The organism is Rhizobium sp. P2_G9 (assembly GCF_056403475.1).
The window spans coordinates 148,342-173,649 of the sequence record NZ_JBFUFK010000001.1; the positions used below are offsets into that span (position 1 = coordinate 148,342).

The 25,308-nt window shown below is 59.8% G+C and carries 26 protein-coding genes; 14 read left to right on the top strand and 12 right to left on the bottom strand.

The annotated features are described in order from the left end of the window. Positions 1-23: 23 nt before the first annotated feature. The 5 genes from AC1DYF_RS00870 to AC1DYF_RS00890 all read left to right on the top strand — a co-directional run bounded on the left by AC1DYF_RS00870 (position 24) and on the right by AC1DYF_RS00890 (position 3,498). Positions 24-1,547, top strand: a complete 1,524-nt coding sequence (locus AC1DYF_RS00870) for a Na+/H+ antiporter subunit D (RefSeq protein ID WP_477874257.1) — start codon at positions 24-26, stop codon at positions 1,545-1,547. Next, positions 1,544-1,879 (top strand): Na+/H+ antiporter subunit E, encoded by a 336-nt coding sequence (locus tag AC1DYF_RS00875; protein WP_477874259.1) that lies wholly within the window; start codon positions 1,544-1,546, stop codon positions 1,877-1,879. Before AC1DYF_RS00870 ends, AC1DYF_RS00875 begins: the two co-directional genes overlap by 4 nt. Continuing rightward, on the top strand, positions 1,876-2,187 hold the full coding sequence (locus tag AC1DYF_RS00880) for a cation:proton antiporter (protein ID WP_477874261.1): 312 nt from the start codon (positions 1,876-1,878) through the stop codon (positions 2,185-2,187). The genes AC1DYF_RS00875 and AC1DYF_RS00880 overlap by 4 nt, the downstream gene beginning before the upstream one ends. Beyond that, positions 2,174-2,488 (top strand): monovalent cation/H(+) antiporter subunit G, encoded by a 315-nt coding sequence (gene mnhG / locus AC1DYF_RS00885; protein ID WP_477874263.1) that lies wholly within the window; start codon positions 2,174-2,176, stop codon positions 2,486-2,488. The genes AC1DYF_RS00880 and mnhG overlap by 14 nt, the downstream gene beginning before the upstream one ends. 548 nt (positions 2,489-3,036) lie before the next feature. After that, positions 3,037-3,498 carry a Ros/MucR family transcriptional regulator gene (locus AC1DYF_RS00890; RefSeq protein ID WP_477874265.1) on the top strand — a complete coding sequence of 154 codons (462 nt, stop codon included), beginning with the start codon at positions 3,037-3,039 and terminating at the stop codon, positions 3,496-3,498. Between the two features lie 221 nt (positions 3,499-3,719). On the opposite strand, the gene AC1DYF_RS00895 is transcribed toward AC1DYF_RS00890, so the two are convergent. Further along, positions 3,720-4,139 carry a SufE family protein gene (locus AC1DYF_RS00895; protein ID WP_477874267.1) on the bottom strand — a complete coding sequence of 140 codons (420 nt, stop codon included), beginning with the start codon at positions 4,137-4,139 and terminating at the stop codon, positions 3,720-3,722. A 159-nt stretch (positions 4,140-4,298) separates the two neighbouring features. Beyond that, positions 4,299-4,688: a DUF5330 domain-containing protein gene (locus tag AC1DYF_RS00900; protein WP_477874269.1), complete on the bottom strand. Its 390-nt coding sequence runs from the start codon at positions 4,686-4,688 to the stop codon at positions 4,299-4,301. A gap of 494 nt (positions 4,689-5,182) precedes the next feature. Between AC1DYF_RS00900 and AC1DYF_RS00905 the strand changes: the two genes are divergently transcribed. From AC1DYF_RS00905 to AC1DYF_RS00930, 6 genes are all read left to right on the top strand, one after another. Continuing rightward, positions 5,183-6,673, top strand: a complete 1,491-nt coding sequence (locus AC1DYF_RS00905) for a sensor histidine kinase (protein WP_477874271.1) — start codon at positions 5,183-5,185, stop codon at positions 6,671-6,673. Further along, the gene (locus AC1DYF_RS00910) at positions 6,642-7,580 is read left to right on the top strand and encodes a peptidoglycan-binding domain-containing protein (protein WP_477874273.1); all 939 of its coding nucleotides are present in this window, start codon (positions 6,642-6,644) and stop codon (positions 7,578-7,580) included. Before AC1DYF_RS00905 ends, AC1DYF_RS00910 begins: the two co-directional genes overlap by 32 nt. A gap of 717 nt (positions 7,581-8,297) precedes the next feature. Then, the gene (locus AC1DYF_RS00915; protein WP_477874275.1) at positions 8,298-9,554 is read left to right on the top strand and encodes a hypothetical protein; all 1,257 of its coding nucleotides are present in this window, start codon (positions 8,298-8,300) and stop codon (positions 9,552-9,554) included. A 31-nt stretch (positions 9,555-9,585) separates the two neighbouring features. Next, positions 9,586-9,924: a DUF1491 family protein gene (locus AC1DYF_RS00920; protein ID WP_477874277.1), complete on the top strand. Its 339-nt coding sequence runs from the start codon at positions 9,586-9,588 to the stop codon at positions 9,922-9,924. A 255-nt stretch (positions 9,925-10,179) separates the two neighbouring features. After that, positions 10,180-11,934, top strand: a complete 1,755-nt coding sequence (locus AC1DYF_RS00925; RefSeq protein WP_477874279.1) for a beta strand repeat-containing protein — start codon at positions 10,180-10,182, stop codon at positions 11,932-11,934. A gap of 309 nt (positions 11,935-12,243) precedes the next feature. After that, the gene (locus AC1DYF_RS00930; RefSeq protein ID WP_477874281.1) at positions 12,244-12,669 is read left to right on the top strand and encodes a hypothetical protein; all 426 of its coding nucleotides are present in this window, start codon (positions 12,244-12,246) and stop codon (positions 12,667-12,669) included. Positions 12,670-13,827: 1,158 nt separating this feature from the next. On the opposite strand, the gene AC1DYF_RS00935 is transcribed toward AC1DYF_RS00930, so the two are convergent. The 3 genes from AC1DYF_RS00935 to AC1DYF_RS00945 all read right to left on the bottom strand — a co-directional run bounded on the left by AC1DYF_RS00935 (position 13,828) and on the right by AC1DYF_RS00945 (position 17,439). Next, complete coding sequence (locus tag AC1DYF_RS00935) at positions 13,828-14,265, bottom strand: globin family protein (protein WP_477874283.1); 438 nt, start codon at positions 14,263-14,265, stop codon at positions 13,828-13,830. Between the two features lie 394 nt (positions 14,266-14,659). Further along, a complete protein-coding gene (locus AC1DYF_RS00940) occupies positions 14,660-16,678 on the bottom strand; it encodes a PAS domain-containing sensor histidine kinase (RefSeq protein ID WP_477874285.1) in 2,019 nt (672 codons plus the stop codon). After that, positions 16,675-17,439 (bottom strand): response regulator, encoded by a 765-nt coding sequence (locus tag AC1DYF_RS00945; RefSeq protein WP_477874287.1) that lies wholly within the window; start codon positions 17,437-17,439, stop codon positions 16,675-16,677. Before AC1DYF_RS00945 ends, AC1DYF_RS00940 begins: the two co-directional genes overlap by 4 nt. A gap of 209 nt (positions 17,440-17,648) precedes the next feature. Here AC1DYF_RS00945 and AC1DYF_RS00950 point away from each other — a divergent pair, with 209 nt between their 5' ends. Continuing rightward, the gene (locus AC1DYF_RS00950; protein ID WP_477874289.1) at positions 17,649-18,962 is read left to right on the top strand and encodes a calcium-binding protein; all 1,314 of its coding nucleotides are present in this window, start codon (positions 17,649-17,651) and stop codon (positions 18,960-18,962) included. A gap of 62 nt (positions 18,963-19,024) precedes the next feature. Further along, positions 19,025-20,026, top strand: a complete 1,002-nt coding sequence (locus tag AC1DYF_RS00955; protein WP_477874291.1) for a calcium-binding protein — start codon at positions 19,025-19,027, stop codon at positions 20,024-20,026. A gap of 362 nt (positions 20,027-20,388) precedes the next feature. Here the strand turns inward: AC1DYF_RS00955 and mnmC2 are convergent, their stop codons facing one another. Beyond that, on the bottom strand, positions 20,389-21,096 hold the full coding sequence (mnmC2, locus tag AC1DYF_RS00960) for a tRNA (5-methylaminomethyl-2-thiouridine)(34)-methyltransferase MnmC2 (protein WP_477874293.1): 708 nt from the start codon (positions 21,094-21,096) through the stop codon (positions 20,389-20,391). A gap of 107 nt (positions 21,097-21,203) precedes the next feature. Here mnmC2 and AC1DYF_RS00965 point away from each other — a divergent pair, with 107 nt between their 5' ends. After that, a complete protein-coding gene (locus AC1DYF_RS00965; RefSeq protein ID WP_477874295.1) occupies positions 21,204-22,373 on the top strand; it encodes an NAD(P)/FAD-dependent oxidoreductase in 1,170 nt (389 codons plus the stop codon). A 211-nt stretch (positions 22,374-22,584) separates the two neighbouring features. Here the strand turns inward: AC1DYF_RS00965 and AC1DYF_RS00970 are convergent, their stop codons facing one another. From AC1DYF_RS00970 to AC1DYF_RS00995, 6 genes are all read right to left on the bottom strand, one after another. Beyond that, entirely contained in the window at positions 22,585-22,791 is a 207-nt protein-coding gene (locus AC1DYF_RS00970) for a hypothetical protein (RefSeq protein WP_477874297.1), read from the bottom strand. Continuing rightward, positions 22,788-23,105: a hypothetical protein gene (locus AC1DYF_RS00975; RefSeq protein WP_477874299.1), complete on the bottom strand. Its 318-nt coding sequence runs from the start codon at positions 23,103-23,105 to the stop codon at positions 22,788-22,790. The genes AC1DYF_RS00970 and AC1DYF_RS00975 overlap by 4 nt, the downstream gene beginning before the upstream one ends. Positions 23,106-23,569: 464 nt before the next feature. Further along, a complete protein-coding gene (locus tag AC1DYF_RS00980; protein WP_477874301.1) occupies positions 23,570-23,773 on the bottom strand; it encodes a hypothetical protein in 204 nt (67 codons plus the stop codon). Further along, complete coding sequence (locus tag AC1DYF_RS00985) at positions 23,770-24,087, bottom strand: hypothetical protein (RefSeq protein ID WP_477874303.1); 318 nt, start codon at positions 24,085-24,087, stop codon at positions 23,770-23,772. The genes AC1DYF_RS00980 and AC1DYF_RS00985 overlap by 4 nt, the downstream gene beginning before the upstream one ends. A gap of 384 nt (positions 24,088-24,471) precedes the next feature. Next, positions 24,472-24,951: a hypothetical protein gene (locus AC1DYF_RS00990; protein ID WP_477874305.1), complete on the bottom strand. Its 480-nt coding sequence runs from the start codon at positions 24,949-24,951 to the stop codon at positions 24,472-24,474. A gap of 27 nt (positions 24,952-24,978) precedes the next feature. Then, the gene (locus AC1DYF_RS00995; RefSeq protein WP_477874307.1) at positions 24,979-25,266 is read right to left on the bottom strand and encodes a hypothetical protein; all 288 of its coding nucleotides are present in this window, start codon (positions 25,264-25,266) and stop codon (positions 24,979-24,981) included. Positions 25,267-25,308 lie beyond the last annotated feature (42 nt).

Here is a 25,308-nt window from a genome sequence, read left to right on the forward strand (position 1 = left end):
ACCCCCAAGATCGGCCGCCGCCGATGATCCCGGACATCGCCGCCTACACCGCCTCAACACCATCCGCCGCCTGGCTGACCATCCTGCCGGTGGCGCTGATGATCGCCGCCGGCGCAATACTCGCCACGATCCGCACGCGTCTCAGATGGCATGCTCCACTTGCCCTCGGCGCCTTGTCGCTCCTCGTCCTTCTCGATTCCATGCTCCTCCACCGTGTCGCCACCGAGGGCCCGCTGACCATGGTCATGGGCCGCTGGCTGCCACCCTTCGGTATTGCCTTCACCGTCGACGTGCTCGGTGCGTTGATGGCGCTCGCCGCTGCCATCGTCGCACTGCTGGCCGGCCTGTTTTCCCTCGCCGACATCGACACCAACCGCCGCCGCTACGGCTTCTATCCGATGCTGATGTTCCTGATGGCGGGCGTGACGGGCGCCTTTCTGACCGGCGATGTCTTCAATCTCTACGTCTGGTTCGAAGTGCTGCTGATCTCGTCCTTCGGGCTCTTGGTGCTCGGTGGTGAACCGGGGCAGCTCGATGGCGCGATAAAATACGGCCTGCTCAATCTCGTCGGCACGACGCTTTTTCTCATCGCCACCGGCTATCTTTATGCGATCTTCGGCACGCTCAACATGGCCGATATCGCCATCAAAGTCGCCAAATCGGGCAGCGTCCTGCCGCTCGGCACGCTGGCCATGCTCTATTTCGCTGCCTTCGCGATGAAAGCCGGCGCGTTTCCGGTGAATTTCTGGCTGCCCGCAGCCTATCACACCCCCGCCACCACCGTTTCGGCGCTGTTTGCCGGCCTGCTGACCAAGGTCGGCATCTATGCCATGCTGCGCATACTCCTGATGCTGATGCCGGTCGAGGCGGAGCGTCTTGGGCCTCTGATCGGCATCGTCGCCATCCTCACCATGTTGACTGGCGGGTTTGGCGCCATCGGCGTCTCGGATATCCGCCGCATGCTCGGCTACTGGGTGATCGCCGGCATTGGCGTCATGCTGGCTGGATTGGCGCTGGGCGGGGCAGTGCCTGTTTCCGCCGCGATATTCTACATGCTGCATTCGATGATGGTCATGACTGCGCTCTATTTTCTCGCCGGGATGATCGGCCGGGCCTGTGGCAGTCTCGATGTTGCCGGCCTCGGCGGAATTTACGCCAGTGCGCCGCGGCTCTCGGCACTCGCGCTGCTCCTGCTGCTCAGCATTGCCGGCCTGCCGCCGCTTTCCGGCTTCTGGCCGAAGGCGTTGCTGGTACGCGCCGCATTGGCCTCGGGTCACGGCCTGCTTGCCGCAACGATCCTGGTATCCGGCTTCCTCATCACCTTCGCTGCGGGGCGAACCTTCCTGCTCGCCTTCTGGCGGCCGGGCTCCGCCGCAGCCGGAGCGCAGCCACGTATTCAGATTGTCGTCGTTGCCATCCTCACGGTATTCTCCTTGACGACCGGCCTCTGGCCGGAGCCCTTGATCGGGGTTGCGAACCGCGCCGCCGCCGGGTTGGTCCGGCCTTCAGCCTATATCGGCTCGGTGTTTCCCGAGAGGCATCCATGAACCCTGTCATCCGCGCGTGGCGCATTTTGCGCCTGATCCTCGCTTTCTTCAGGGAATTCACTCTGTCGGTGATCCGGGTCTCCCAGCTTGTACTGTCGCCGCGTATGAGAGTCCGGCCGGCAGTCATCGCTTTCCCGCTCACTGTCCGGCGTGATTTCGAGATCACCCTGCTTGCCAACCTGATCACGCTCACACCCGGCACCCTAGCGATCGATGTCAGCGATGACCGCAGCACGCTCTATGTGCATGTCATCGACTGCCCCGATCCGGCCGTTGCAGCGGGTGAGATCGCCGACGGTTTTGAACGGCTGATCCTGGATGCATTCGCATGAACAGCGCCGCCATCCTCGCCACTGCCATCGATATTGCGATCGTCCTTCTCATTTGCGCCATGCTGGTCACGACACTGCGCGTGGTTCTCGGTCCGACGCTCGCCGACCGGGTTCTGGCGCTCGACCAGCTCGTGGCAATCGTCATCGGATTTATTGCCGTTATTGCAGTCAGGACCGGCTTTGGTCTTTACATAGACATTGCGCTGGCGCTCGGCCTCGTCGGATTTCTCGCGACCGCCGCTTTCGCGCGCTACATCCAGGTCACGCATAATCCAGGTAAAAAGGAGGGGGAAAATGACCGGCACTGACGTCGCGACACTTCTCTCGGCGCTGCTGCTGGTGGCAGGGTCGGCCTTCGCTCTGATTGCCGCCCTCGGTCTGGTGAGGTTGCCCGACCTTTTGACCCGCATGCATGCGGCATCCAAGGCGGGGACGGCAGGCTCAGGCCTTCTTCTGATTGCCGCCGCGATTCATCTCGACGATTGGCAGACCTGGGTCAAAGCATTTGCGGCCATTGCCTTTTTCGTGCTGACCGCACCGGTTTCAGCACATCTGTTGGCAAAAGCATCGCGCGGGCCTGCTGCGCGATCCGATGGGGATGGCGCCTGACGTCCGTTTGGCGTGGTACCGGGGTGTGTCTTTCCGACATGCTTGTCAGGGTTGTCAGTACAATATCCAGGACTCTAAGAAATTACCCCTAAAAATCCAGGGGTATTTTGATGCATCTGTGTGTAATGCAGTTAAGGCTTAGGACAAATTCTGTCGGCCTGTAAAATATTTCCTTCGCAACTGTGGGCATTCCAGCGGATTAGCTCAGGTCTGTGTGATATTGCTGGGCAAACAGTGAAAAAATATATTGGACATTCAGTCGAAAAATGTTAATCCAGCCGCACAGAGCCTCAATGTTGATTCAATTCCGGAGTGTATACAAGAATCAAGGTCGGGAACTGGGCTTTTGCTCATGCAATAGAAGGATTGCCGACCCGATGAAAGTATATTTGTTTGGAATGGTTTGAGAGCGGTCAAGCAAGACGGGTACGAAGCTAGGGGTAGCGACTCGCCCGCCGGTACTGTCTCTTTGCATTGGGTTCTGTGTTTGATCGCTTCGACGGTCTCGACCGGCGAAGCAGGGCAAGTTGATCATTCAGGAGAAACAAATGAACGATGCCACCACCGCCACAGGCAACCGCGAATTGCTTGTTGAATTGACGGCAGAGATCGTCGCAGCTTACGTCGGCAATCATGTCGTACAGGCAAACGACCTCGCCTCCCTCATCTCAGACGTGCATTCCGCGCTGTCCAACACGTCGTCGCAGGAAGCTCCTGTGCCGGCTGTCGAAAAGCCGAAGCCGCCCGTACCGGTCAAGAAGTCCGTCCACAACGACTATATCATCTGCCTCGAAGACGGCATGAAGTTCAAGTCGCTGAAGCGCCACTTGATGACCCATTACGGCATGACGCCTGAAGAATATCGCGAAAAGTGGGAACTGCCGGCCGACTATCCAATGGTTGCACCCGCCTATGCCGAAGCGCGCTCGCGCCTCGCCAAGGAAATGGGTCTCGGCCAGGGCCGCAAGAAGCGGACGACGACGGCCGCTCCCACCAACGCCGCCGCCTGACCCAAGACGGGCGACAGGATCAAAGGCAGCTCGCGGGCTGCCTTTCTTTTGTGATGATATAGGAAAAAATTCCTTTATTGAATTCGTTCGCATCGGTCGAGATTCCGAACCATTTCATCGGCCGTCTTTCGGGGGCCATGCGATCCGGTCACATGAATCGGAATATAGAAGCTGTCTCGTTGACAGCGCCCTCGTCGGAGGAAGAAGGTGGTCGAGGCAGGTTATGCCATTACCTTCGCGCGCGCTTCGCTCTGAATGCGGTTGACCATCGAGCGCAGGCCATTGGCGCGCTGGGCGGAAAGATGTTCGATCATGCCGATGGATCGGAACGTGTCGAGCGCGTCGAGATTTGCGATCTCCGAAGCATGCTTGCCGGAATAGATGGCGAGCACGATCGCTACCAGACCTCTGACGATATGGGCATCGCTGTCGCCGCGAAAGGTCAGCACGGGGTCCGGGCTGCCGCTCAGCTCACTGACAAGCCAGACCTGGCTGGCGCAGCCGCGCACCTTGTTCTCAGCCGTTTTGTCGGCGTCGGGCAGGTCGGGCAGCGCCTTGCCGAGCTCGATCACATAGCGATAACGATCCTCCCATTCTTCCAAATAGGAAAAATCCTCAAGAATCTGATCGAGCGATGCCATGCTTTGGTCCTTTTCTCTATTGCCCATATAGGCGTTTGGACCATTTTTTGAAAGCGGCAAGAAAAAAAGCGCCGCAAAGCAGAGCTTTGCGGCGTGTCGAAGGTGACGAGTTGGGCAGGGAACCTCCAGGCAGGGGAGGCGGTCGTCCAGAATCCGGCCTCAGATGTCCTTGGGGCGCGGAACCGGAATGGGGATATGACGCGGCAGATCGTCCGTGGTTTGCACCGAACCGGTCAGAACTTTGTCGGCGGCGGCGGTTTTGCCGTCGTCGGAATATTGTGTGTCGAGATAGCTGTAGGCAACACGGGCGCCCTCCTTGGCGCGGTTGCCAAGCGTGGAAATGGTTTCCGCACCCTTGACGCAGACATCGGGCTTTTCGCTGCACATCGAGCCCATATAGGAAATGGCGCCGGCCGCAGCGCCGAGCGCGTCGGTCAGCTCGACGCCCTTTTCCTTCTGCAGCCGGTCGGATGCGCCCTGGTCAAAGATCGGCAGCAAAACCAGAACCAGCGAAAACCAGAATGCGCCGCGGATGAGAAGCCCAAACATGTTGATCGTCCTTGACCGTCTTGCCGGATCGTTCAGCCCGGTCTGTTTGCCGGGCAGATGCCGGCTTGCTTGTGGCCACACTATGACCGGCCGGCAAACAGCGCCTTCCGCCAATCACGGCAATTCGACTCGAATTCGCGGAAAATTTGAGATAACCGCATTTGAATTCAATTTTGCGTGGTTTTGATTCAAATCCGAGACGATCTTGTTAAGGAAGATGGCGGCGCCGGTCGAGGAGTCCATGGTGTTGACCCGCAAGGGGTCGCCACAATCGTTAAACTCACCCCAAAAGTTGCGAATTATTAAGCAATTACACCCCGTTAACCACGATCTCAAGAGTTCGGAAAACCTGTCTCTTTTCTGGACTTTTGGCCCTGGAACGACGGTTTCGACCGGTGTTTTTTAGCCTTTCCTTAAGCCGGCAATGCGATTTTCCGATGTGCTGAAATCAGGTTTCGGAATGAAGGCCGAGCGCATTGACACGATGGAATGACATGGCCGCAAAGGCGCTTGCCAAATGGACGGATGACCGCGGTCAAAGCGGTGCGCGTCGTCTGCCGGGCCGCGGCCAGACCAGGCTGATGCCGCTTCATGTCGCGCTCTCCGCCGCTGCAGCCTCTCTGTCGCTGGCAGCGATGATGTTCTCCGGCGTCGCCTTTCCGCTGGCTTTGCCGGCCGTTGCCGCCGTGTTTGCCACCATGCTGACGCTCTGCCTTGCCGCGCGCGAATTCGGCCTGACGCGCCACAGCCGCAGGCGCTCAGCGCCGGCTTGTCGCGCTGCCACGGGCCTCGAAACGCTCAATCTCGTGGCCGGCCTCGTCACCCGCCATGACGCGGCGGGCCTTCTGCTCTCCGCGCACGGCGCGGATCGCAAGGCGTTCGGCTTTTCCGTCGAACAGTTCGATTCGTCTGCCTATCTCGATGCGATCCATGTCGGCGGCCGCATCGCCTATCTGAGCGCCGTCGATGAATTGCGCCAGGGCGCCCGGCGGGCCACGGCCGAATTCCTGTTTGCCTTCGGCGTGGGCGAGGGAGCCTATCGCCCTGTTCGCGCCGAATTGGTTGCCGAGCCCTGCGATGGCGCCTTTGCCGGCTTCGTTGCCCATACGACCGACATTTCGGGCGAGGCGGCGCTCAAGAACGATGCGCAGGTCTGGCAGGTCGAGGCACGCTCGGCCAATGATGCGAAGACGCGTTTCCTCGCCGCCGTCAGCCATGAATTGCGCACGCCGCTTAACGCCATCCTCGGCTTCTCCGACATCCTGATCGGCGAATATTTCGGCAAGTTCGAGAACGAGCGGCAGAAGGAATATGTCACGTTGATCAACCAGTCGGGCCATCATCTGCTCGACGTGGTCAACAGCATGCTCGACATGTCGAAGATCGAAGCCGGTCGCTATGAACTGATCAAGGAGCCCTTCCATATCGCCGAGGCGATCCGCGCCGTCGACGACATGCTGGCGCTGCAGGCGCGTGCCAAGGGCGTGGTGCTGACAACCCGTGTCGCCCGCGGCGTCGATGATGTCGTGGCCGACCGTCGCGCCGTCCAGCAAATCCTGATCAATCTGGCAAACAATGCCATCAAATTCACGGCCGAAGGCGGCGTGGTCGCGATCGACGCCAATTCGGACGGCCGCAATCTGATGCTCTGCGTCAGCGACACCGGGATCGGCATTCCTGCGGAAAAGCTGGCGCTGATCGGCCGGCCATTCATGCAGGTGCAGAGCGATTATGCGCGCCAATACGAGGGCACCGGCCTCGGGCTTGCTCTGGTCAAGGGGCTGGTGGCACTGCATGGCGGCACATTTGACATCGCTAGCCAGGAAGGCGCCGGCACCATCATCACGGTCACCGTCCCGATGAACGGCGAGGGCGACGCCGGTGCAGAGACCTTCGAGTTTCCACCGCGGCTCAAAGAAAAGAACAACGACACCCTGACAGGAGAGAAGCGCCATGGCAGCTCAGCCCAAGCGAAAATCGCCTGACCGGAAACCCGCCGCCAAGGCGCCGGCCCGCAAAGGCCCATCGGTGGCGATGCGCGCTTTGCATTCGACGGCCGCTGGTATCGCCCGCTATCCCCGGATGATCGGCGGCACTGCCATTTTCGGCGTCGTCTTCTGCTTCGTCGCCGCCAATGCGCTCTGGTATCAGCCGCATCATCATCCCAACCCGATGCTTGCCACGCGCATGTTCGAGAGCCAGAAGAACAAATCGGCGAGCAAGGCGAGCGATGTCGCCCCTGAACCGGGTGTCACCGTCTTCCGCATCGAGCGACAGAAGGACATCGACGCCAAGGCCCAGGCCGAGAAAGAGGCAAAGCCCATGGCATCGCCGCTGGTCAGGCAGATCCAGCAGGCGCTCGCGCAGAAAGGTCTCTATGACGGTCCCGCCGATGGCATGACAGGTCCGAAGACCACGGCGGCGATTCTGTTCTTCCAGGAGACGGAAGGGCTCGACCAGACGGGCGAGGCGACGTCGGCGCTTCTCGCGAAGATCATGACCGGCAACAAGAACAACGATGTCGCCGTCATCCCGGACGAACGCCCGTCCACGGACGAAGTGACGTCCAGCACCAAGGCGACCCCCGCCAAGGCCGACGGCGACGACGTCGCCGACCTGATCCGCTCCGCCGAACCTGACGCCAAGCCGGCAGCCAAGACAATCAAGGCATCGGTCAGCAAGGCGGACGCCGAGAGCCTCTCGCCGGCCGCGATCATGCAGATCCAGCGGGCACTGACCAAATTCGCCTATGCCGACATCAAGGCCGACGGCGTGGTCGGCGAAGCGACGCGTTCGGCGATCCGCGCCTTCGAGAAGAGCTACAACATGCCGGTCACGGGCGAACCGTCCGAGCGTATCGTCAAGAAGCTGAAGTCGATCGGGGCGCTCTGACTTCGGTCGCCCAGCGGGAATCTCATTTCGGTTCCCAGACCTCCGATAAAGCTGACGCCATCCGAGACCTAGCAGCAAAGTCCGCGGCGACAGACGGATCATCAATCATCTCCTGTCGGCGATTTGCGCGCCCCTCTATCGGTCGGGCGTCGCCATACCTTCGAGAAGAATCAGCCCTCTTGTGCCCTCCAGCGCGAAGGCAAGCTTCACTGGATTGCTGTCCGTGAACGGACTCAAATCGGTCTTGACGGTCCGGCACACGCTGGCTTGCGAGATGTCGGGGTAACGAAGGAAACTCAAAAAATGAAATGCCAAAAAAGAATTTCACAAAAATAGAATTTTCGGCTTCCGTGACTTCATCCGGAAATAATCCGGGATGACGGCCGAACACAACGTTAATTTCGGATAAAGGGCAAATTGCTGCAATTGAAACGAACGAGTTTCGCGACAAAATTCGAAATAAATTTGGGTTTCTGAATTTTCTTCCGAATAAAAATTGGGAACCCATCGTTAGATCAAGCAAATGAGCCGCACATCAACCGCGGCCGGAGATAATGAAAGTCATGAGCTGCTGCCAGGCAGGTGCAAGCAGTCGATTGAACACGTGGAATACTTCATCCGCGGCGATGCCCTGACGCCCAGGCGTGTCGCGCTTGATGAACTCACGTTCCTGAATATCGAAATCAACAGCACCGGTCTGCCCAGAAGGAGGCGACGATGGCACACAAAATCACAACGGATCAATTCAACGGCTACGAGATCGACTCCAGCAATCAAAAATGGGTGCTCGAACCCGGCGTGAAAGTCTCCAACAATGTCGATTTCGCTTTTGTCGAAAGCGTCCTTTCGACTGGCAATACGATCGTGCTCGCGGGGCAGATCACGAATCCGTCCAATGTGGCGGTTGGACTAGAGGGCAGCAACACGAGGCTGACCATTGCCGCCGGCGGTTTTCTCGACGGCGCCTTTGGCGGCTTGTCTTCGGATGGTGCCGGCCAGCAGATCACCAATGATGGCATTGTCCACGGCGGCTCCCAAGGGGTCTATTTTTCCGGCAAAGACTTCCATTTCGACAACAACGCGACTGTGTCGAGCGGTGACTACGCCGTCGAAGTCCATGAAGCCGGCCACGGTCAGTTGGTCAATTCCAAGGGTGCGCAGATGTCGGGCGGTATCAGCGGCATCTTCCTGGAAACCCATGGGTCCCAGAAGACAGCCATCGTCAATGACGGCACGATCACCGGCGGCAATTTCTCGATCTACAGCGGCGGCGCAAGCGAACATGTTACCAATCACGGTCTGCTATATGGCGACGTGAGCTTGGGCCGCGGCAACGACATTCTCGATGGGCGAGGGGGCGCTATTGCCGGCATGATCGATCTCGGCGGTGGCGATGACCGCATCGATCTGCGCGAGCAAAGCGCATATCCCGCTGATGGCAACGGTCTGACCATATTCGGCGGCAAAGGCAACGACACTTACCTGATCGACTCCTCCGACGTTCACGTCATCGAGGCAAAGAATGGCGGCACGCAAGACCAGGTCCGGTCAGCCACTTCCTACACGCTAGGTGCCTTTGTCGAGAAGCTGCAGCTGATCGGTAGCGCCGATCTGAACGGCAAAGGCAGTGACGGCTACAATGTGCTCGAGGGCAACAGTGGCAACAATCATCTGAATGGCATGGCTGGCGGCGACGATCTCGACGGCGGGCGTGGCAATGACGTGCTGACCGGCGGCGCCGACAGTGATCTGTTCATCTTCACCCAGCACGGCGGTCATGACCGTGTCACCGATTTTTCCAGCGGGGTCGACGCCATCGACCTCACGGATTTCGGCGTCGCCGATTTCGCCACCCTCAAGCAGGACCATATGCATGACGGCAAAGCCGGGTTGATGATCACCTTTGGAGCGGATCATCTGCTGCTGCAGGGCGTGCATATCGGCGATGTCGCCGCCGGCGATTTCCATCTTTGACAGGGGCCGTGGCTTCGCATAAGGCGAGGCCATGCGTGTCACGTCCGAGTTTTTCGTTTCCGCCTTGATCCGCCGGGTGTTCTCGTCCGGCGGCTTTGCCGCTGTCGAGCGCAAGGGCGCGACCGAGGCGGGCGCCATATTCATCCGCCTGCGTTCTCGCGACGGGCTGGAGCGACTCTATGCGCCCGCGCCGCAAACCGTCTTCGACGAGACCGACAGTGGCGAGCGGCGCTTCGAACTCCGTCTCGATCATGTGGACGCCGGCAAGGTCGAGGCGCTCCTCGCCCGAGAGGCGAGATTTGATTCCGACCTCTGGGTGGTCGAGCTGGAAGCCGACGAGATCGGTGACCTGATCAGCCTCGTTGCCTGATTTCGGCCGCCGGTGCGGCTTCTGCCACGGCATGGTTAAGCAATAGTAAAAATGCATTGCTGCTGTTCGCCGTCGCTTGGCAATCCCAGCTTGAAATGGGAGTGTATATTGAGCTTGCAGCGTTTAGGTTGTTTCAATTTGGAGCATGTAAAGCTTAATATTCACTAAGATAATCTCGGCCATTGCTTCTCGCTTCTGCATGTGAAAGCTTCCCGGCCTGTAGTTTTGCGTATTGGGAGGCGGTGTACCGCTGTCATGAAGAAGACCGTGCCGATCAATAAGAACCGGACGACGACGCTTGTCGCCGACCAGGCGGACGTTTCCTATGTCATTAACGCAAAGATCGAGACACCTGGGCTTGCCATCAATGCATCGCAAGCGCTGACGGGGCGGGAGATCCACATCAACGGCGTGGTCAAGGCCGCTAGCGATGTCGCTATCCTTATTGGTGACGGCACGCTTGCGGACAGTGATACCTATGTAAAGATCGAGCAAAACGGTTCCCTGACCAGCAGTGGCAAAGGACTGGTGGCGACCAGCGGCGGCGTGACGGTCACTGTCGTCGGAGCATTCACGTCTGACTTGATCGGCGTCACTCTCGCTATCGGTGACAATATATTCGAGAACGACGGCAAGTTTGTTGCGACCGAGGCTTCCGCGATCGTCAGCAGCGGCATCGGCGACAAAATTCACAATGCCGGCGGCGGTACGCTGACTGCAGGGGATGATGCCATTGTCTCGACCGGCGACAACACGTCGATCACCAATGACGGTACCGCAACAATCACTGCGACCGCCGGGTCAGCGATCGTGGCTCGCGGCGCGGGCGACACGATCTACAATACGAGCGGCATCAGCGGCATCGACAATGCCATCGTCTCCTCAGGCGCCAACGCCAACATTACCAATGAGGGCAACGGCTCGATTTCCTCCAATGCCGGTCGCGGCATCTCGTCTTCGGGCGCCGGCGCCCATATCACCAACAACAACTCGATCAGCACCAAGCGCGATGGCATCTTCTCCTCCGGCTCCGATGCCGTGATTGCCAACACGTCTTCCATCGGCAGCTGGAACGCCGTGGGCATCCACTCGACCGGCAGTCATGCGACGATCACCAATTCGAGCAATCTGAACGGCGGCACCGTCGGCGTGCTTTCGACCGGTGATCGCGCCACGATCGCGAACTACGGCAATCTCAACGGCAACGATATTGGCGTCGAGATCGCCGGCAAACATAGTTCCCTTGTCACGACGGCATCGATCACCGGCGATACCGCCATCGCCATCTCCGGCAACGACGCGCATGTGACGATCAAGAACGAGATTTCCGGCGGCGGCGCGCACTCGGCGACGATCGACGTCACCGCATCAGGCGTAACGCATATCCGGAATTTCGGCGCGGTGAATTCGTCACTCTCCGGCATCGTCATGCAAGGCGGCAAGGGCAGCGAGCACATCGTCAATACCGGCTCGCTCAACGGCGATGTCAACCTTGGTGCTGGCAACGACGTGTTCAGTTCACTGACAGGTGCCGTCGGCGGCAAGGTCTCAGGCGGCAGCGGCAACGACACCTATATCACCGGCATCGATCTCGACATCCATGAGACGAAGCACGGCGGCACCGACACGGTCGAATCCAGATATAGCTACACGCTCGGTGCCAATCTTGAAAACCTGCTCCTGCTTGGCAAGGGCACGATGGACGCCACCGGCAACAATATTGCCAACCATATCGAGGGCAATGCCGGCAACAATCATCTGACCGGCGCCGGCGGCAACGATGTCTTCGTCTTCGAGGCGGGTTGCCGGCAGGACATCATCACCGATTTCACCGACCAAGCCGACCGGATCGACCTCAGCGGCTACCAGGGCATCGGTGATTTCTCGGATCTCAAGGGCAAGATCCATCAGGCCGGCGACGATGTTACGATCACGCTCAGCGGCAGCGACACGATCACGGTCGATCACATGCGCGTCTCGCATCTGTCGGCCGACGACTTCGTCTTCTGAGGGCTGAAAGCAAACGACCGGCCCACATTCGCGAGGGCCGGTCGTTCGGTAGGCACTTCAGTCATGCACTGCACTTATAAATAGGGGCACATCCACTTCCGCATTCCGGACATCGTGATCGCTACAGATTTCGCGCCGGTCGCTCCAGCCTGTTTGTCCCGGCCTTTGCCGGTAGCCTGGTCTTCTCGTCAACGAGTTACGCCGATCAGCATGTCGAGCATATTTATAGGCCCGGCAAACCCAGGTTGCATTGATTTGTCTCAAAATTGTCGGAAATTTCGGCCGGCTCGATCCTCGGACAAAAACGAGGTGCCGCCGTCTTTCAACGACAAGCTGCCGGCCGTGCTTGCCGCACCCGGTCACAAGGCCTCGCTATATCGAAATGCGCGGCCGGTTCCGCCGTCCGGCCGCGCATGGCAACCTGCCTGGATCACTTTAGAGGGTTCTGCTTCGGGCCGCCACTCCCGGCTCGCGCCGGAGCCGAAGCTGAAGGCCAAGGATCCTGGCTGTCGCGGAAGCGTGGTAGCAAGATTCGTCCGGCCGCAACTTGATATGCCGCAAATCTCGTTATTTTACTACGAAGACCGCAATGCGAGTGAAATCGCTCGGTTTTCGCGAACAGATCGCGGCGGCTCAGGCATCTGGTCCCCGCGGGGGATGGCCCTGGGCGACCCGCTCTTCGAAGACGAAGAGGCCGGCGTGCTTGTCGCACAGCCGGCCCTTGCCTCGTTCTGAATAAGGGGCGCAGCCGGTTCCGCCAACTGACTGCGCAAGACAGATGATCCATCGCCTGGGAGGAGTGGGCTTCGGGCCGCCACTCCGGAGGGGTAGTCCGGAGAACCGAAGCCTGAGCGATGTCTTCAATCAACTTGTCGAATATGGTTTTATGACGTATCGCGGCGGATGTATTTGACATGGCGCAAATACGACTCATCAGAGGTAGAAGAATTGTGTAACGGCTTGTAAAAGTTGGTGACGGGAGGATGACACGGCTGGCGCCAGCGATAACGCCATGTCCCTGTCTTATTTCAGTAACTTAATCGAAAACGAAGAGGCCGGCGTGCGCCCCTCGCACAGCCGGCTCTTGCCTCGTTCTGAATAAGGGCGCAGCCAGTTCCGCCAACCGGCTGCGCAAGACAGATGACCCATCGCTTGGGAGGAGAGGTAGGCTTCGGGCCGCCACTCCGGGGGGTAATCCGGAGAACCGAGGCCTTGAGCGACATCTTCGATCAACTTGTCGAATATGGTTCTATGAGGTGTCACGGCGAATGTATTTGATATGGCGCAAATATGACTCATCACAGGTAGAAGAATTTTGTAACAACTTGTAAAGGTTGGTGACGAGAAGGTGACGCGGCTCACGTCAGCCGCGAGGCTGCGTCTCCGTTTTATTTCAGAAGTTTAATCGAAAACGAAGAGGCCGGCGTGCTTGTCGCACAGCCGGCCCTTGCCTCGTTCTGAATAAGGGGCGCAGCCGGTTCCGCCAACCGGCTGCGCAAGACAGATGACCCATCGCCTGGGAGGAGAGGTAGGCTTCGGGCCGCCACTCCGGAGGGGTAGTCCGGAGAACCGAAGCCTTGAGCGACATCTTCGATCAACTTGTCGAATATGGTTTTATGACGTATCGCGGCGGATGTATTTGACATGGCGCAAATACGACTCATCAGAGGTAGAAGAATTGTGTAACAGCTTGTAAAAGTTGGTAACGGACGCTGCCATCAACGCCGTCAGCTACGGTGCGATTTGCATGACAGCGATGGGAGCGGCGAGATCACGGCTTCTCGTGACTATGCCGATGTCATGGCCGGCGACTTCATCTTCACGGCCTGAATTATCCGGCGCCCTGTAGGGCGGTGCCAGGGCGCCGGCCGTCGATCCCCGTCCGGGAATCGTCTATTCCGCCGCCTGCGCCGCGCCTGCCGCGCGCCGGGCGGCTTCGATCATCACACCGCTGACGGTGCCATAGGCAGCCGTCCAGGCTGCGCGAATTTCGGGTGTGAACTGTTCGCCGAAGGCGAGCGACAGCGTCTGCAACAGTGCCGCGCCAACCGTCTCATAATGCTGGTCTTCGACCCCATAGGCGACATGCTTGGCGCCCAGGCTTTCGAGCACCGGCACGACCTTGGAGAGATCGCGCAGGCCGCCGACGACGAAGCCAAGCGCTGCCATCAGCTTGATCTGTTGATCCTTCATGTCGGCGTTGAGAAAGAGGCGCTGGAGCGACGGGTCGAGCGCGAAGAGCCGCTCGTAGAACAGCGCCGCGGCCGCTTCCCTCTTGCGTGCGACCTCAGCGAAAGTTGTCTCCAGAATTCTGATCGTCTGTTCGTTCATCATCGATATCCCATCGTCGTGATTGTCTGATGGGGTATTTGTGACAGGGCGGTGTTTCTGCAGGAGTTCTGACAGACGACTTTGTTGTTTCAATTGTTTCCGATGAAGTGCGATGGAATATAGCAAAAGAGGCCGCGACGACCCGGACCGCCAAGATCTTCAAGAATGGCCGCAGCCAGGCGGGGCGGCTGCCGGCCGGGTTTCGTGGGAGGTGCATGTCGTGCGTGTTTGGGGCGACATTCGTGCTGCCTGGAGAGAGACGGCTGGATGCTGCAGCCGCACGACATGCAGATTGCCGCACATGCGATTGCCCAAGGCATGGTGCTCGTTTCCAACGATCGGGCTTTCGAAGGGACTGACGGCCTCGAACTGGAAATTGGGCCGTCGCCTGGCCCTATCCCCTCAGCAACGCCTCCAACACCCCGCCGATGTCCTGTGGCGTGAACGGCTTCTCGATGACAGGACAGCCCGTCCGCGCAAGGAATCGTCCGGCCGATGGCCCGAGCGTGTCGCCGGTGACGAAGCCGATGCGGTGGATCAGCGCCGGGCGATGCGCTGACAGCCAGTCGTAGAGCGCCGGACCGTCTCCATCCGGCATGCGGATATCGCAAAGGATCGCCTCGACCGCTTCACCGTCTTCAGCAATCAGCGCCTGGGCGGCGCGCCCGCTCGGCGCGATCAGCGTTCGGTAGCCGTGGCCGGCAGCGATGTCGGCGACCAGTTCGGCGAGGTCGGGCTCATCGTCGACGATGAGCACTGTGGCCTGTCGCACCGCAGCTGGTGTCGTCGGCGACACCGCTTCTTCGATCGGCGCTTCCGCCGTGTCGCGACCGGCTATGGGCAGGCGGATGACGAATTCGGCGCCGCTCTTCGGCTGCGGCCGGGCAAGCTCCAGGGTACCAGCATGCGCCTCGATCAAGCCACGCGACACGGCGAGCCCAATGCCGGTGCCGTGGTCCTGCGGCTTGGTGGTGAAGAATGGGTCGAAGATGCGGTTGCGGATCGTCGCCGGAATGCCGGGGCCGTTGTCGCGCACGGTAATGACGATCGTGTTCGTCTGGGTGTCATGAACGGCTTTGAGGATGACGCGACGCTCTGCTCCGCCTTTCTCCTCCAGCGCCTGCCGGGCATTGACGATCAGGTTGACCAGGACTTGATGCAGGAGATCGGCGTCGGCGAAGGTTTCGGGCAGTGTCGGATCGACTTCGGCCGAGAGTGTCACATCGCTGGTCTTAAGGCTGTAGGCGAGCAGTTCGACCGCATCGCGGATGACCGCCGGAAGGGAGACATAGTTGCGTTCGGCCTTGCGCTGACGGGCCATTGCGAGGAAGGTCTTGACGATGCGGGCGCAGCGGTTGGCAGCGTTTTCGATCCTCAGTGCCCGTTCAGCAAGATCCTGGGCGGCGGGCAGTGTGGCCGCCTCGTGGCTCACTTTCTGTCTCAACATCATCGCCTGGCCGAGCACGATGGACAGCGGATTGTTGAGCTCATGCGCCACGCCGGAGAGCAGTGAGCCCAAGGCGGCCAGCTTTTCCTTCTGGTAGAGCGCCTCGCGCTGCCGTTCGATCTCGAATTGCGCCGTCTTGGCCGGCGTGAGGTCGCGGATATGGGCGGTGAAGAAGCGCTTCGATCCGGTGCTGACATCGGCAAGCGCCAGCTCCACCGGGATCAACTGGCCATTCTTGGCAATCGCTTCCATTTCGACGCGCCGGCCGATGACACTGGTTCGGCCGCTGGCGAGATAGCGCGCGAGCCCTGCATGGTGGGCGGCGCGATAGGCCTCGGGAATGATCAACGACGCGATTTCACGGCCGATCGCCTCGTTCCGGCTGTGACCGAACAGCTTTTCCGCTGCCGGATTGAAATCGACCACCGAGCCCTCGCCGTCGATGATGATAATGCAGTCGAGTGAAGTGTCGACCACGGCCTTATGCAGCGCGTCGCTCTCGGCCTGCCGGAGTGACTGTTCGGCACGTTCCTGTTCGTGCAGTTTGAGCTCGGTCAGATCGCGGGAGATGGCGATGATTCCGCCCACCTCGGCCGCGCCCGCCGGACGATAGGGTGTGATGGATTCCTGCACATAGCGCCGGCCGAAGGCGCCGTAGTCGGCCCAACCCTCCCAGCGAACAGCCTCGCCGGCAAACAGCCGCTCGGTGAGTGGCGCGTAGGCGGCGAGGACATCCTCGCCGAGCACCTCGCCCACGGTGCTGCCGATCACGGACCCGCTGGCCCTTCCGACAAAGTCGAGGAATTCCTGGTTCACCAACTGATAGGTGAGATGGGTGTCGATGAGCACGGCGCGGCCCGGTACGCTGTCGAACACGGCGGTCAGGAGTGCCAGGTCGGTGAGGCCAAGCCCGGGACCAACCGTTTTCGAAGTGCCGATTTCGTTGATGTCGAGCGTGCTGTTCATGTCGCCTTGCTTGCCGGTGAATAGAGATAGCCCGCGCCGCGCACGGTCTTGATCGTCTGCGGCTTGGAAGGATCTGCCTCGACCTTCTTTCTCAGCCGCGTGACGCGGATGTCGATCGAGCGGTCGAACGGATCGTCGTTCTTGCGATGAGCGAGGTCGAGCAGCCGGTCGCGCGACAGCACGCGATAGGGATTGTCCAGGAAGACCTCGATCAAGTCGAATTCCATCGTCGTCACCGGCTCCTCGCGGCCGTCTTCAGTCAGTAGCCGCCGGCCGTCGCGGTCGACGAGCAGCCTGCCGAACGGCACGAGCGGTGCACGCTCGGCCACAGGAGCTCCTGTCGGCAAGGGCGGTGCGGCCGGCTTGGCGCTCGGCTGCAGCGGCTGACGGCGGCGCAACACGGCGCGGATACGGGCTTTCAGTTCGCGCAGGTCGAAAGGTTTTGTGACATAGTCGTCGGCGCCGACTTCGAGCCCTACCACTTTGTCGATCACATCGTCGGCGGCGGTCAGCATGATCAGCGGAATCGCGGTGCGGGCTCTGATCCTTCGGGCGATCGAAAAGCCGTCTTCCTCCGGCATGTTGACATCGAGCAGGATGAGGTCGGCGGCTTTTTCCGCAAGCATCGTATCGAGTGCCCGGCCGCCGGATGCGGCGCGCGCGGCAAAGCCCTGGCCGGCCAGATATTCGGCCACCAGATCACGCAGATGCTCCTCGTCGTCGACGACGATGATATTGGCCTTCTCACCCTGTTCCGCCACAGAATCTCTCCTGGTTGCGGCGCCCCGACACTGCCTTACAGCATTTGTGAGACGCGCCCTATCCTTATCTTCGCCAGGATGACGGATTGTGGTGGGTGTCTATTTTTGTAACACGGCCGCTGAAACAATTGAAACAAAAATCGAGCGATGCAGCCCGCGCGTCAAAACGTGTTTTTCGCAAGTAGCACGGCCAGCGAAAGGCGAAAAGCGTGGATTACAAGACAATCGACAGTTCCAATACCGGGTTCATGACCACGGAAGCCGGCGATACCTGGACTTTGAATGCCGTCGACAAGATCACTTCGATCAACACCGGCATCGTCCAGAGCTATGATGACACCGTCCTGCGGATCAACGGTTCGGTTTCGGGGATGCTGCTCGGCATCGACAACGAGGGCGACAACAGCCAGATCTGGATTGGCGCCAAGGGCGAGGTGAGTTCCTACGGCAACGGCATCGCCCTTTATGGCAACAACCCTGCGCTGATCAACAAAGGCGAGATCTCCTCCGGCGGCAAGTATGCGGTAGTGACCGGCAACGGCACTGACACGATTAAGAACTACGGCTACATTTTCGGCGACAACACTGACGGGGATATCGCTTTCCTGGGCACAGGCGGCGGCATCGCCCACGGTGGCTTTGAAAACTGGGGCTTCGTCAGCGGCGCGCACGGGCTCCTGCTGATGGACTCCGATGCCACCATCTATAACTACGCACACGGCCTGATCAAGACGACGTATGCAGCGATAACGGTCAACAACGCCGCCGGCGTTTCCGATCTTTTCAATAATGCCGGTGAGATATCGGGTGGTACGGCATTCCTCGGCGGTGACGGCAACGAGAATATCGTCAATTCCGGCAAAATCACGGGCGACATCTACACGTATGACGGTGAGGACAGCCTGCTGTTGAAAGCCGGTTCGAGTATTGACAGCAATGTCGACCTCGGCGGCAGCAGCGATATCCTCGACCTCCGCCACGGCGCATTCGGCAAGTCAAGCTTGACCGGCGGCGCCGACAACGACTTCTACAGGGTCGCCAAGGATGACATCGATATTTTCGAAGGCAAGGGCGGCGGCACCGATACGGTCAAATCGAGCGTCGACTTCCATCTCGGCGCGAATTTTGAAGATCTCCACCTCGCCGGACATGGAGACATCGATGGCGTGGGCAATGCCGCCGACAACCGGCTCTACGGCGACAAGGGCGACAACCATCTATCCGGTGGCAAGGGTGACGACACGCTCAACGGTGTGGGCGGCAAGGATCTGCTGACCGGTGGCGCCGGCGCCGACACCTTCTTGTTTGGCAAGGCGTATGGCCATGACACGATCACCGACTTTCAGTCGGGCGAGGATCACATCAATCTGCATGGTATCGGAGGCATCAGTTCCTTTGCCGAGGTTCAATCGCATGCCAGCCAGGATGGCGCTGACGTGGTGCTCGATCTTGGCGGCGGCGACGTGCTGACGATCGCCCATACCGACCTCGCCGATCTGAAAATTGGTGATTTTCTTTTCTGACCTAACCAGCCGGATCGATGGAACGATCCTGCCTACCCCCGCTTTCCGCAAGGAGAATCCCAATGAATACAGTGAAAGTGCATAGCCAGAACAAGACCTATGACGCCTCCGCGGGCGACACGACCTATGTCATGGATGCGGGCGTGACGATTTCGAGCAAGGGCGGCCAAGTCGACTTCGATGCGTCTTCCGGCGCCAACAACCGCGTGGTCACGCTTGCCGGTTCGCTCTCGGGAGCCAATAGCGGCCTTGTCCTGGGCAACACCGCGCAATACGTCACCGGCTCGGCGATCACGGTCGCAAAGACCGGCCTGGTCGAGGCGTCCTCCAACGGCATCGTTGCCTACATGACCGAAGGCAAGATCAACGTGCATGGCACGGTCTCCGGCGGCATGGTTGGTCTGGCCTATCTCGGAACGGACGGCAAGGTCATGAATGACGGAACGATCCACAGTTCCTATTATGCCACCTATTTCCAAGGCGATGACATCACCTTCACGAATGCCGGCGCGGTCAACGGCAAGCACGGCGGCGTCACTTTCAACACACAGTCTGGCGAGCACGGCACGCTTCAAAACACCGGCTCGATCATCTCCAATCAGATCGCCGTCTTTGGCGGCGAGGGTAGCGAGAAGATCGTCAATGGCGGCACAATCACGGGTGTCGTGCAGTTGAACGGCGGCAACGACCTCTATGACGGGCGTCAGGGCACCGCCAGTGACGTCGTCGACGGCGGTACAGGCAGGGACCGGCTGATCGGCGGCGCCCAGAGCGATGTGCTGGCCGGTGGCGCCGACCATGATCGGCTGACCGGCCATGGCGGCCGCGATCTGTTCGTCTTCAAGGTCAGTGATGGGGCCGACACGATCACGGACTTCAAACACCAACAGCACGACCAGATCGAACTCGATGGCCTTTCGAATGCCGGCACATTCGCCGATCTCGCCGCCCTTATGCATCAGGATGGCAAGGACACGGTGATCGACTTTGGTGGCGGTGATGTGCTGACACTGCACAATGTCGAGGCCGATCACCTGGCAAAGGGCGACTTCTTTTTCGGATAAGAAATCGAGATACGGCCATGGCCTGCCTTTGCAGGCCGGTACCCCTCCCGAGTTTTCTTCGACGGTTTGGCTTCAGCGGAAAAACTGAAACAATTGAAACGCTTGAAACGCTTTTGCGAAGTTCATCCGAAACGTCAAAGAAGCAGGATGGCATTATTGGAAGGAAGCGGTGTTGGATCTTTCCAACGTCGATTTCCAAAGAGTTCGGCAGCCCCTCGTTGGTTCCAACTGCCGATATCGGGATGGCGTGATCCCGAACAAACCCCGGCGGGACGAGCCTCCCCGCCGGGGTCTTTGCATGGTCGTTTGCGAATTTTTCGCGCGATTGCCACGTGGTTACCCGGCCGGGAGGCTGGGTCCGGCTACGGCTTGACGCCGCAAAGCATTTCCCGCTTGCCGGCAAAACCCGGCCGGCGCTCCACGTCAAAGCCTGCGGCAACGAGATTGCGCCTGACGAAACCGGCTGCGGCATAAGTGGCAAACGAGCCTCCCTGCCGCGTGTGGTCGAAGACGGCCTGCATCAATTCCCCCGACCACATATCGCCATTGCGTGATGGCGCAAAGCCGTCGAGATACCAGGCGTCGAACGCCTCCGCACTTGCTGTTACATTGGCGGGCGCCGGCCCGCAGACGACGGTCAGGCGGACATCCTCAGCCATATCGAGATCGACGATGCCGTGTGGAAGATCCGGCCAGTGTGCGGTCAGAGCCTGTCGCTCCGCCTCGATCACCGGCCAGCGCCCGAGCGCTCTGGCGATCGCCTCACGCGGCATGGGATGGAGTTCGAAGGAGACGAAATGCAGCCGGGAAGCGTCCCCGTGATGTTGCTTCCACACCCGCCAGGTCTCGCAGAAATTCAAACCTGTGCCGAAGCCGAGTTCGCCGATCCGGAACAGCCCGCCCTCCGCCCAGCGCTCCGGCAGGCCGTTGCCGGCGAGGAAGACATGGCCGCATTCGGCGCGCCCATCTTCGCGGCAATAAAAATGGTCGCCAAACGCCGTCGAATAGGGCATATCGCCATCGATCCATTCGAGGTTCAGCGTGCCCGGATTTTCAGTTTCCTTGTCCATGACGTCAGGCGATAGAGGCCTTTGCAGGCGCGGTCAATTGGTGGCCGGATGTCACTCAGGACGATCAGTCAGAGACAGGTCTCATCATTGCGCCACCTGGACCATCCATGCCTGACCTGACCGACATCCTCGTGATCGGCGGTGGCGTCATGGGCCTCTGGAGCGCGGTGAAAGCGGCCGATGCCGGCCTCACCGTAGCCCTCGTCGAGGCGGGCCGTATCGGCGGCGGTGCAAGCGGCGGGCTGATGGGCGCCATGTTTCCCTGGATGCCCGATCGCTGGGACGACAAGAAGCGGTTCCAATATGAGGCACTCACCACGCTGCCTGAGGAACTCTTACGGCTCGAACAGGAGACGGGCCTGAGCGCCGGCTTTCGCCGCAGCGGCCGGATCATTCCACTGCCCAAGCCGCATCTCAGGACGATCGCTTTGCGCCATCAGGTCGACGCGCTCGCCAATTGGCATCAGGGCGACCACCGCTTCTTCTGGCATGTCGTCGATACGCCTCCGGTCGAAGACCATATCGCCGCGGAATTCGCCGCCGCCGGCTATGTGCATGACACGCTGGCCGCGCGGCTTGCCCCCCGAGATCTGATCGCCCTCCTCAGGGCGTGGCTGTCCAGTCGGCCGAATGTGACGCTTCTGGAGAACACGGCCGTGGGGCGCCTCGATCCGATATCCGGCCGGGCGACGCTCGCTTGCGGGAGGGAGATCCGTTTTGACTATGTTCTTGTCGCAGCCGGGGCGGAAAGCTTTCCGATTCTCGAAAGCCTGATGCCGCAGTTGCCCAAGCCGCTGGGACAGGGGGTCAAAGGGCAGGCTGCACTGCTCGGCGCCGACCTCGATCCGAACCTGCCTGTCGCCTTTCTCGATGGCCTTTATGTCGTGCCGCATGAGGATGGCCGCGTTGCCATAGGCTCGACGAGCGAGAACCACTACGCCGATCCCGTGTCGACCGACGATCAGCTCGACGACATCGTGGTGCGGGCGAGGGCGCTGGTGCCGGCACTGCGCGATGCCCCGGTGATCGAACGCTGGGCGGGCCTTCGCCCCAAGGCGATCGGCCGCGACCCGATGATCGGTCCCGTACCGGGCCGGCCGAACGTTATCGCACTGACCGGCGGCTTCAAGATCTCGTTTGGCATGGCGCATAAGCTGGCCGCTGCGGCCCTCGATTACGCCCTCGGCAGGACACCCGCTGGTCTCCCGGCAAACTTCACGCTTGCTGGCCAGATCGAGCGGGAGATCGATGTACCGTCGAAGACTTTTCGGCCGTAACAATCACCACGATGTGCAAACAAAAAACGGATGAAGCGGAGCGATCCGCTTCATCCGCCAGTTGACCTTCGGTCGAGGCAGGCAGTCCGGTTGGCCCTGGGGTTCGGCAAAGGTAGAGAGATGTGCCGAGGGCTGCCGGATCTAGTATCTTTTCCGGGCTGACTGCACCTGCCCGGGAAATCAAGCGCCGACCGAAGTCATGTCAAAAGGATCAGGAGGCCTTCTTGGCCGGCGCCTTGGCAGCCGGCTTCTTCATCGCGTGCTTCACGTGCTTCTTCGGGCAGGGCTTCTTGTCCTTGGTCATGCAGGCGGCAGCCGGCTTCTTGGCCATCGTGGAAGCGTCGGCGGCCGGAGCCATGGCGACGGTGGACGCGAGAGCGAGCGAGAGCGCGACTGCGAGAGCGGAGAAGGTTTTCATGACTTTTTCCTTGCGTTGGGTTGTTGCTCTGAGGGAAAGACCGGCTGGCTACCCATGATCTTAAGCGCTTTTGCATAGGCTCTGAGCCCTTGGGCGCTCTTGCCCTTGGAACACAGCGACTGTGCCTTCTCGGCGAGGTCGTCGACGGATCTGGGAACAGGGGTCTTTGACTTATGCACGAGACCCGACAATTGCTTGTCGAGGATCATGCACCGCTTTTGCCCGATCGTTCCTGCGATCCCTGACGACGCGAAGAGGCACAAGACCAGGGCAATTCCGGTGACCTTACCGAACTTTGTGCCGACCACTGACATGGTTCCCGATCCGTTTGGCTCATCGCCCAGGAGCCGTTTTAATGGAAAATTGTCTCTTGCCGATTGCGCATTTTCAGAAATTTATTGCCGATTTGTTGCGAGATATGACAAAAACTTCCCGCGATGCAGCATGTCTTTCAAAAGTGGTCCCGGGTATCGGGATGATGATCTGCGCGGAAACAAAGAGACAAAAGCGCGTCCCGTCAATCCATAAATATGCGATGCCATAAATATGCGATGCGCTTCAGGCGGGATCATTAGGACGTGACTTCAAACGAAAACGGATGAAGCGGAGCGATCCGCTTCATCCGCCAGTCGACCATCGGTCGGGCAGGAAGTCCGGCTGGCCCTGGGGGTCGGCAAGGGTAGAGATGTGCCGAGGGCCGCCGGATCTCAAATCTTTCCCGGGCTAAACTGCACCTGCCCGGGAAAACGAGCTCCGACCGAAGTCATATCAAAGGAGCTTAGGAAGCCTTCTTGGCAACCGGCTTCTTGGCAGCCGGCTTCTTCTTGGCGTGATGCTTCTTCTTCACGACCGGCTTCTTGGCGGTCGTCGCGGCCGGCTTGGCAGCAGTGGTGGTGGTGGCGGCTTCAGCGACCGGAGCCATGGCAACGGCAGAGCCGAGAGCGAGCGAGACGGCGAGAGCGAGAGCAGAAATAGACTTCATGACTTGTTCCTTGCGTTGGTTTGTTGTTCAGAGGGAAAGACCGGTTGGCTACCCATGATCTTAAGCGCTTTGGCATAGGCCCTGAGCCCTTGGGCGGTTTTGCCTTTGGAGCACAGAGACTGCGCCTTTTCGGCGAGGTCGCTGACAGATCTGGGGACCGGGTTTTTGGCCTTGTGCACGAGACCCGACAATTGCTTGTCGAGGATCATGCACCGCTTTTGCCCGATCGTTCCCGCGATGCTGGACGACGCGACGAGGAACGAAATCAAAGCAGCGCCGATGACTTTGCCGAATTGTGTGCCGACGACTGACATGCGATCCTGATTCCGTTTGGCTCATCGCCCGGCAACTTTTCTAATCAGCGATTGTCTCGCCCCGATTGCCGGTTTTCGGAAATTTATTGCCGGTTTGTTGCACGATGTGTCAAACATTAGTCGTTGAAAATAAACGTGTTTCCAGTTTGCCACAGATGGGAAGAAACGGACGAGGCAAGACGAGCGCTCGTCCGTTTTTTGCTTGATGTAAGTGCCGAATCAAATCAGGCGCGCCTCTCAAGGTCATGCTCGCTGGCGAGTCTGGACTGGTGCCGAAGGGCAGCGACGAAAAAGCGGACAAAGCAGGCTTGCCTCCCTCATCCGCTTGGCTTCATATCTCCTCTCGTCAAACGGCGGGGAGAAATCAGTTCTGCAAGATCGTGCTTAAGCCTTCTTGGCGGTCAGCACGCTGCCCGTGGCCGCTGCGGTCTTCTTGGTGACGATCACCTTCTTCTTCACGACGTGGTGCTTCTTGACCACCACAACATGCTTCTTGACGACATGGTGCTTCTTCACCACGACGACATGCTTCCTGGCGACGTGATGCTTTACCACGACGACATGGTGCGGCTTGGCGGCATGGACATGCACGACGACGTGATGCGGCTTGACTGCGTGACGGTGCACGACGACGACATGGCGATGGTGGACGACGTGACGATGCACGACCACATGGCGATGATGGACGACACGATGATGCCGGACTACATGATGATGCTTCTTGATCACCTTTTTCTTGACCACGACCGTGGTGGTGGTCGCCGGCTTCACGGTGGTGGTGGCGGCTTCGGCGACCGGGGCCATAGCGAGGGCCGTGCCGACGGCGAGCGATGCGGCGAGTGCGAGAGCAGAGAGGGTCTTCATGGCATGTTCCTTAGGGAGTGAGGTTGATCATAACGGAAGTGCGGCTCGGCTGCCCACCAGCGTCAGCGCCTTGGCGTAGGCGCGCAGCCCCTGGGCGGTCTTGCCCCGGGAGCAGAGACCTCGCGCCTTTTCGGCGAGTTCGCTGACGGTGAACGGAGTGGTCGTGTCGGCAGTGCGTGTGACACCCGACAATTGCCGGTCGAGGATCAGGCATCGCGTCTGGCCGATTGTGCCTGCCGTGCTGGAAGATGCGGCGAGCAGGGTGGCCAGGACGAGGCCGATCGATGGGATTGAATATTTTCCGACGGTTGACATCTGTTCCGGGTTCCTTGGCTCATCGCCCGACAACCGTTTTAG

What these genes read in the sequence shown, in the direction of transcription:
- AC1DYF_RS00870 (WP_477874257.1), top strand. Translation starts at nt 24, where the DNA reads ATGATCCCGGACATCGCCGCCTACACCGCCTCAACACCATCCGCCGCC.
- AC1DYF_RS00875 (WP_477874259.1), top strand. Translation starts at nt 1,544, where the DNA reads ATGAACCCTGTCATCCGCGCGTGGCGCATTTTGCGCCTGATCCTCGCT.
- AC1DYF_RS00880 (WP_477874261.1), top strand. Translation starts at nt 1,876, where the DNA reads ATGAACAGCGCCGCCATCCTCGCCACTGCCATCGATATTGCGATCGTC.
- mnhG (WP_477874263.1), top strand. Translation starts at nt 2,174, where the DNA reads ATGACCGGCACTGACGTCGCGACACTTCTCTCGGCGCTGCTGCTGGTG.
- AC1DYF_RS00890 (WP_477874265.1), top strand. Translation starts at nt 3,037, where the DNA reads ATGAACGATGCCACCACCGCCACAGGCAACCGCGAATTGCTTGTTGAA.
- AC1DYF_RS00895 (WP_477874267.1), bottom strand. Translation starts at nt 4,139, where the DNA reads ATGGCATCGCTCGATCAGATTCTTGAGGATTTTTCCTATTTGGAAGAA.
- AC1DYF_RS00900 (WP_477874269.1), bottom strand. Translation starts at nt 4,688, where the DNA reads ATGTTTGGGCTTCTCATCCGCGGCGCATTCTGGTTTTCGCTGGTTCTG.
- AC1DYF_RS00905 (WP_477874271.1), top strand. Translation starts at nt 5,183, where the DNA reads ATGGCCGCAAAGGCGCTTGCCAAATGGACGGATGACCGCGGTCAAAGC.
- AC1DYF_RS00910 (WP_477874273.1), top strand. Translation starts at nt 6,642, where the DNA reads ATGGCAGCTCAGCCCAAGCGAAAATCGCCTGACCGGAAACCCGCCGCC.
- AC1DYF_RS00915 (WP_477874275.1), top strand. Translation starts at nt 8,298, where the DNA reads ATGGCACACAAAATCACAACGGATCAATTCAACGGCTACGAGATCGAC.
- AC1DYF_RS00920 (WP_477874277.1), top strand. Translation starts at nt 9,586, where the DNA reads ATGCGTGTCACGTCCGAGTTTTTCGTTTCCGCCTTGATCCGCCGGGTG.
- AC1DYF_RS00925 (WP_477874279.1), top strand. Translation starts at nt 10,180, where the DNA reads ATGAAGAAGACCGTGCCGATCAATAAGAACCGGACGACGACGCTTGTC.
- AC1DYF_RS00935 (WP_477874283.1), bottom strand. Translation starts at nt 14,265, where the DNA reads ATGAACGAACAGACGATCAGAATTCTGGAGACAACTTTCGCTGAGGTC.
- AC1DYF_RS00940 (WP_477874285.1), bottom strand. Translation starts at nt 16,678, where the DNA reads ATGAACAGCACGCTCGACATCAACGAAATCGGCACTTCGAAAACGGTT.
- AC1DYF_RS00955 (WP_477874291.1), top strand. Translation starts at nt 19,025, where the DNA reads ATGAATACAGTGAAAGTGCATAGCCAGAACAAGACCTATGACGCCTCC.
- mnmC2 (WP_477874293.1), bottom strand. Translation starts at nt 21,096, where the DNA reads ATGGACAAGGAAACTGAAAATCCGGGCACGCTGAACCTCGAATGGATC.
- AC1DYF_RS00965 (WP_477874295.1), top strand. Translation starts at nt 21,204, where the DNA reads ATGCCTGACCTGACCGACATCCTCGTGATCGGCGGTGGCGTCATGGGC.
- AC1DYF_RS00970 (WP_477874297.1), bottom strand. Translation starts at nt 22,791, where the DNA reads ATGAAAACCTTCTCCGCTCTCGCAGTCGCGCTCTCGCTCGCTCTCGCG.
- AC1DYF_RS00975 (WP_477874299.1), bottom strand. Translation starts at nt 23,105, where the DNA reads ATGTCAGTGGTCGGCACAAAGTTCGGTAAGGTCACCGGAATTGCCCTG.
- AC1DYF_RS00980 (WP_477874301.1), bottom strand. Translation starts at nt 23,773, where the DNA reads ATGAAGTCTATTTCTGCTCTCGCTCTCGCCGTCTCGCTCGCTCTCGGC.
- AC1DYF_RS00985 (WP_477874303.1), bottom strand. Translation starts at nt 24,087, where the DNA reads ATGTCAGTCGTCGGCACACAATTCGGCAAAGTCATCGGCGCTGCTTTG.
- AC1DYF_RS00990 (WP_477874305.1), bottom strand. Translation starts at nt 24,951, where the DNA reads ATGAAGACCCTCTCTGCTCTCGCACTCGCCGCATCGCTCGCCGTCGGC.
- AC1DYF_RS00995 (WP_477874307.1), bottom strand. Translation starts at nt 25,266, where the DNA reads ATGTCAACCGTCGGAAAATATTCAATCCCATCGATCGGCCTCGTCCTG.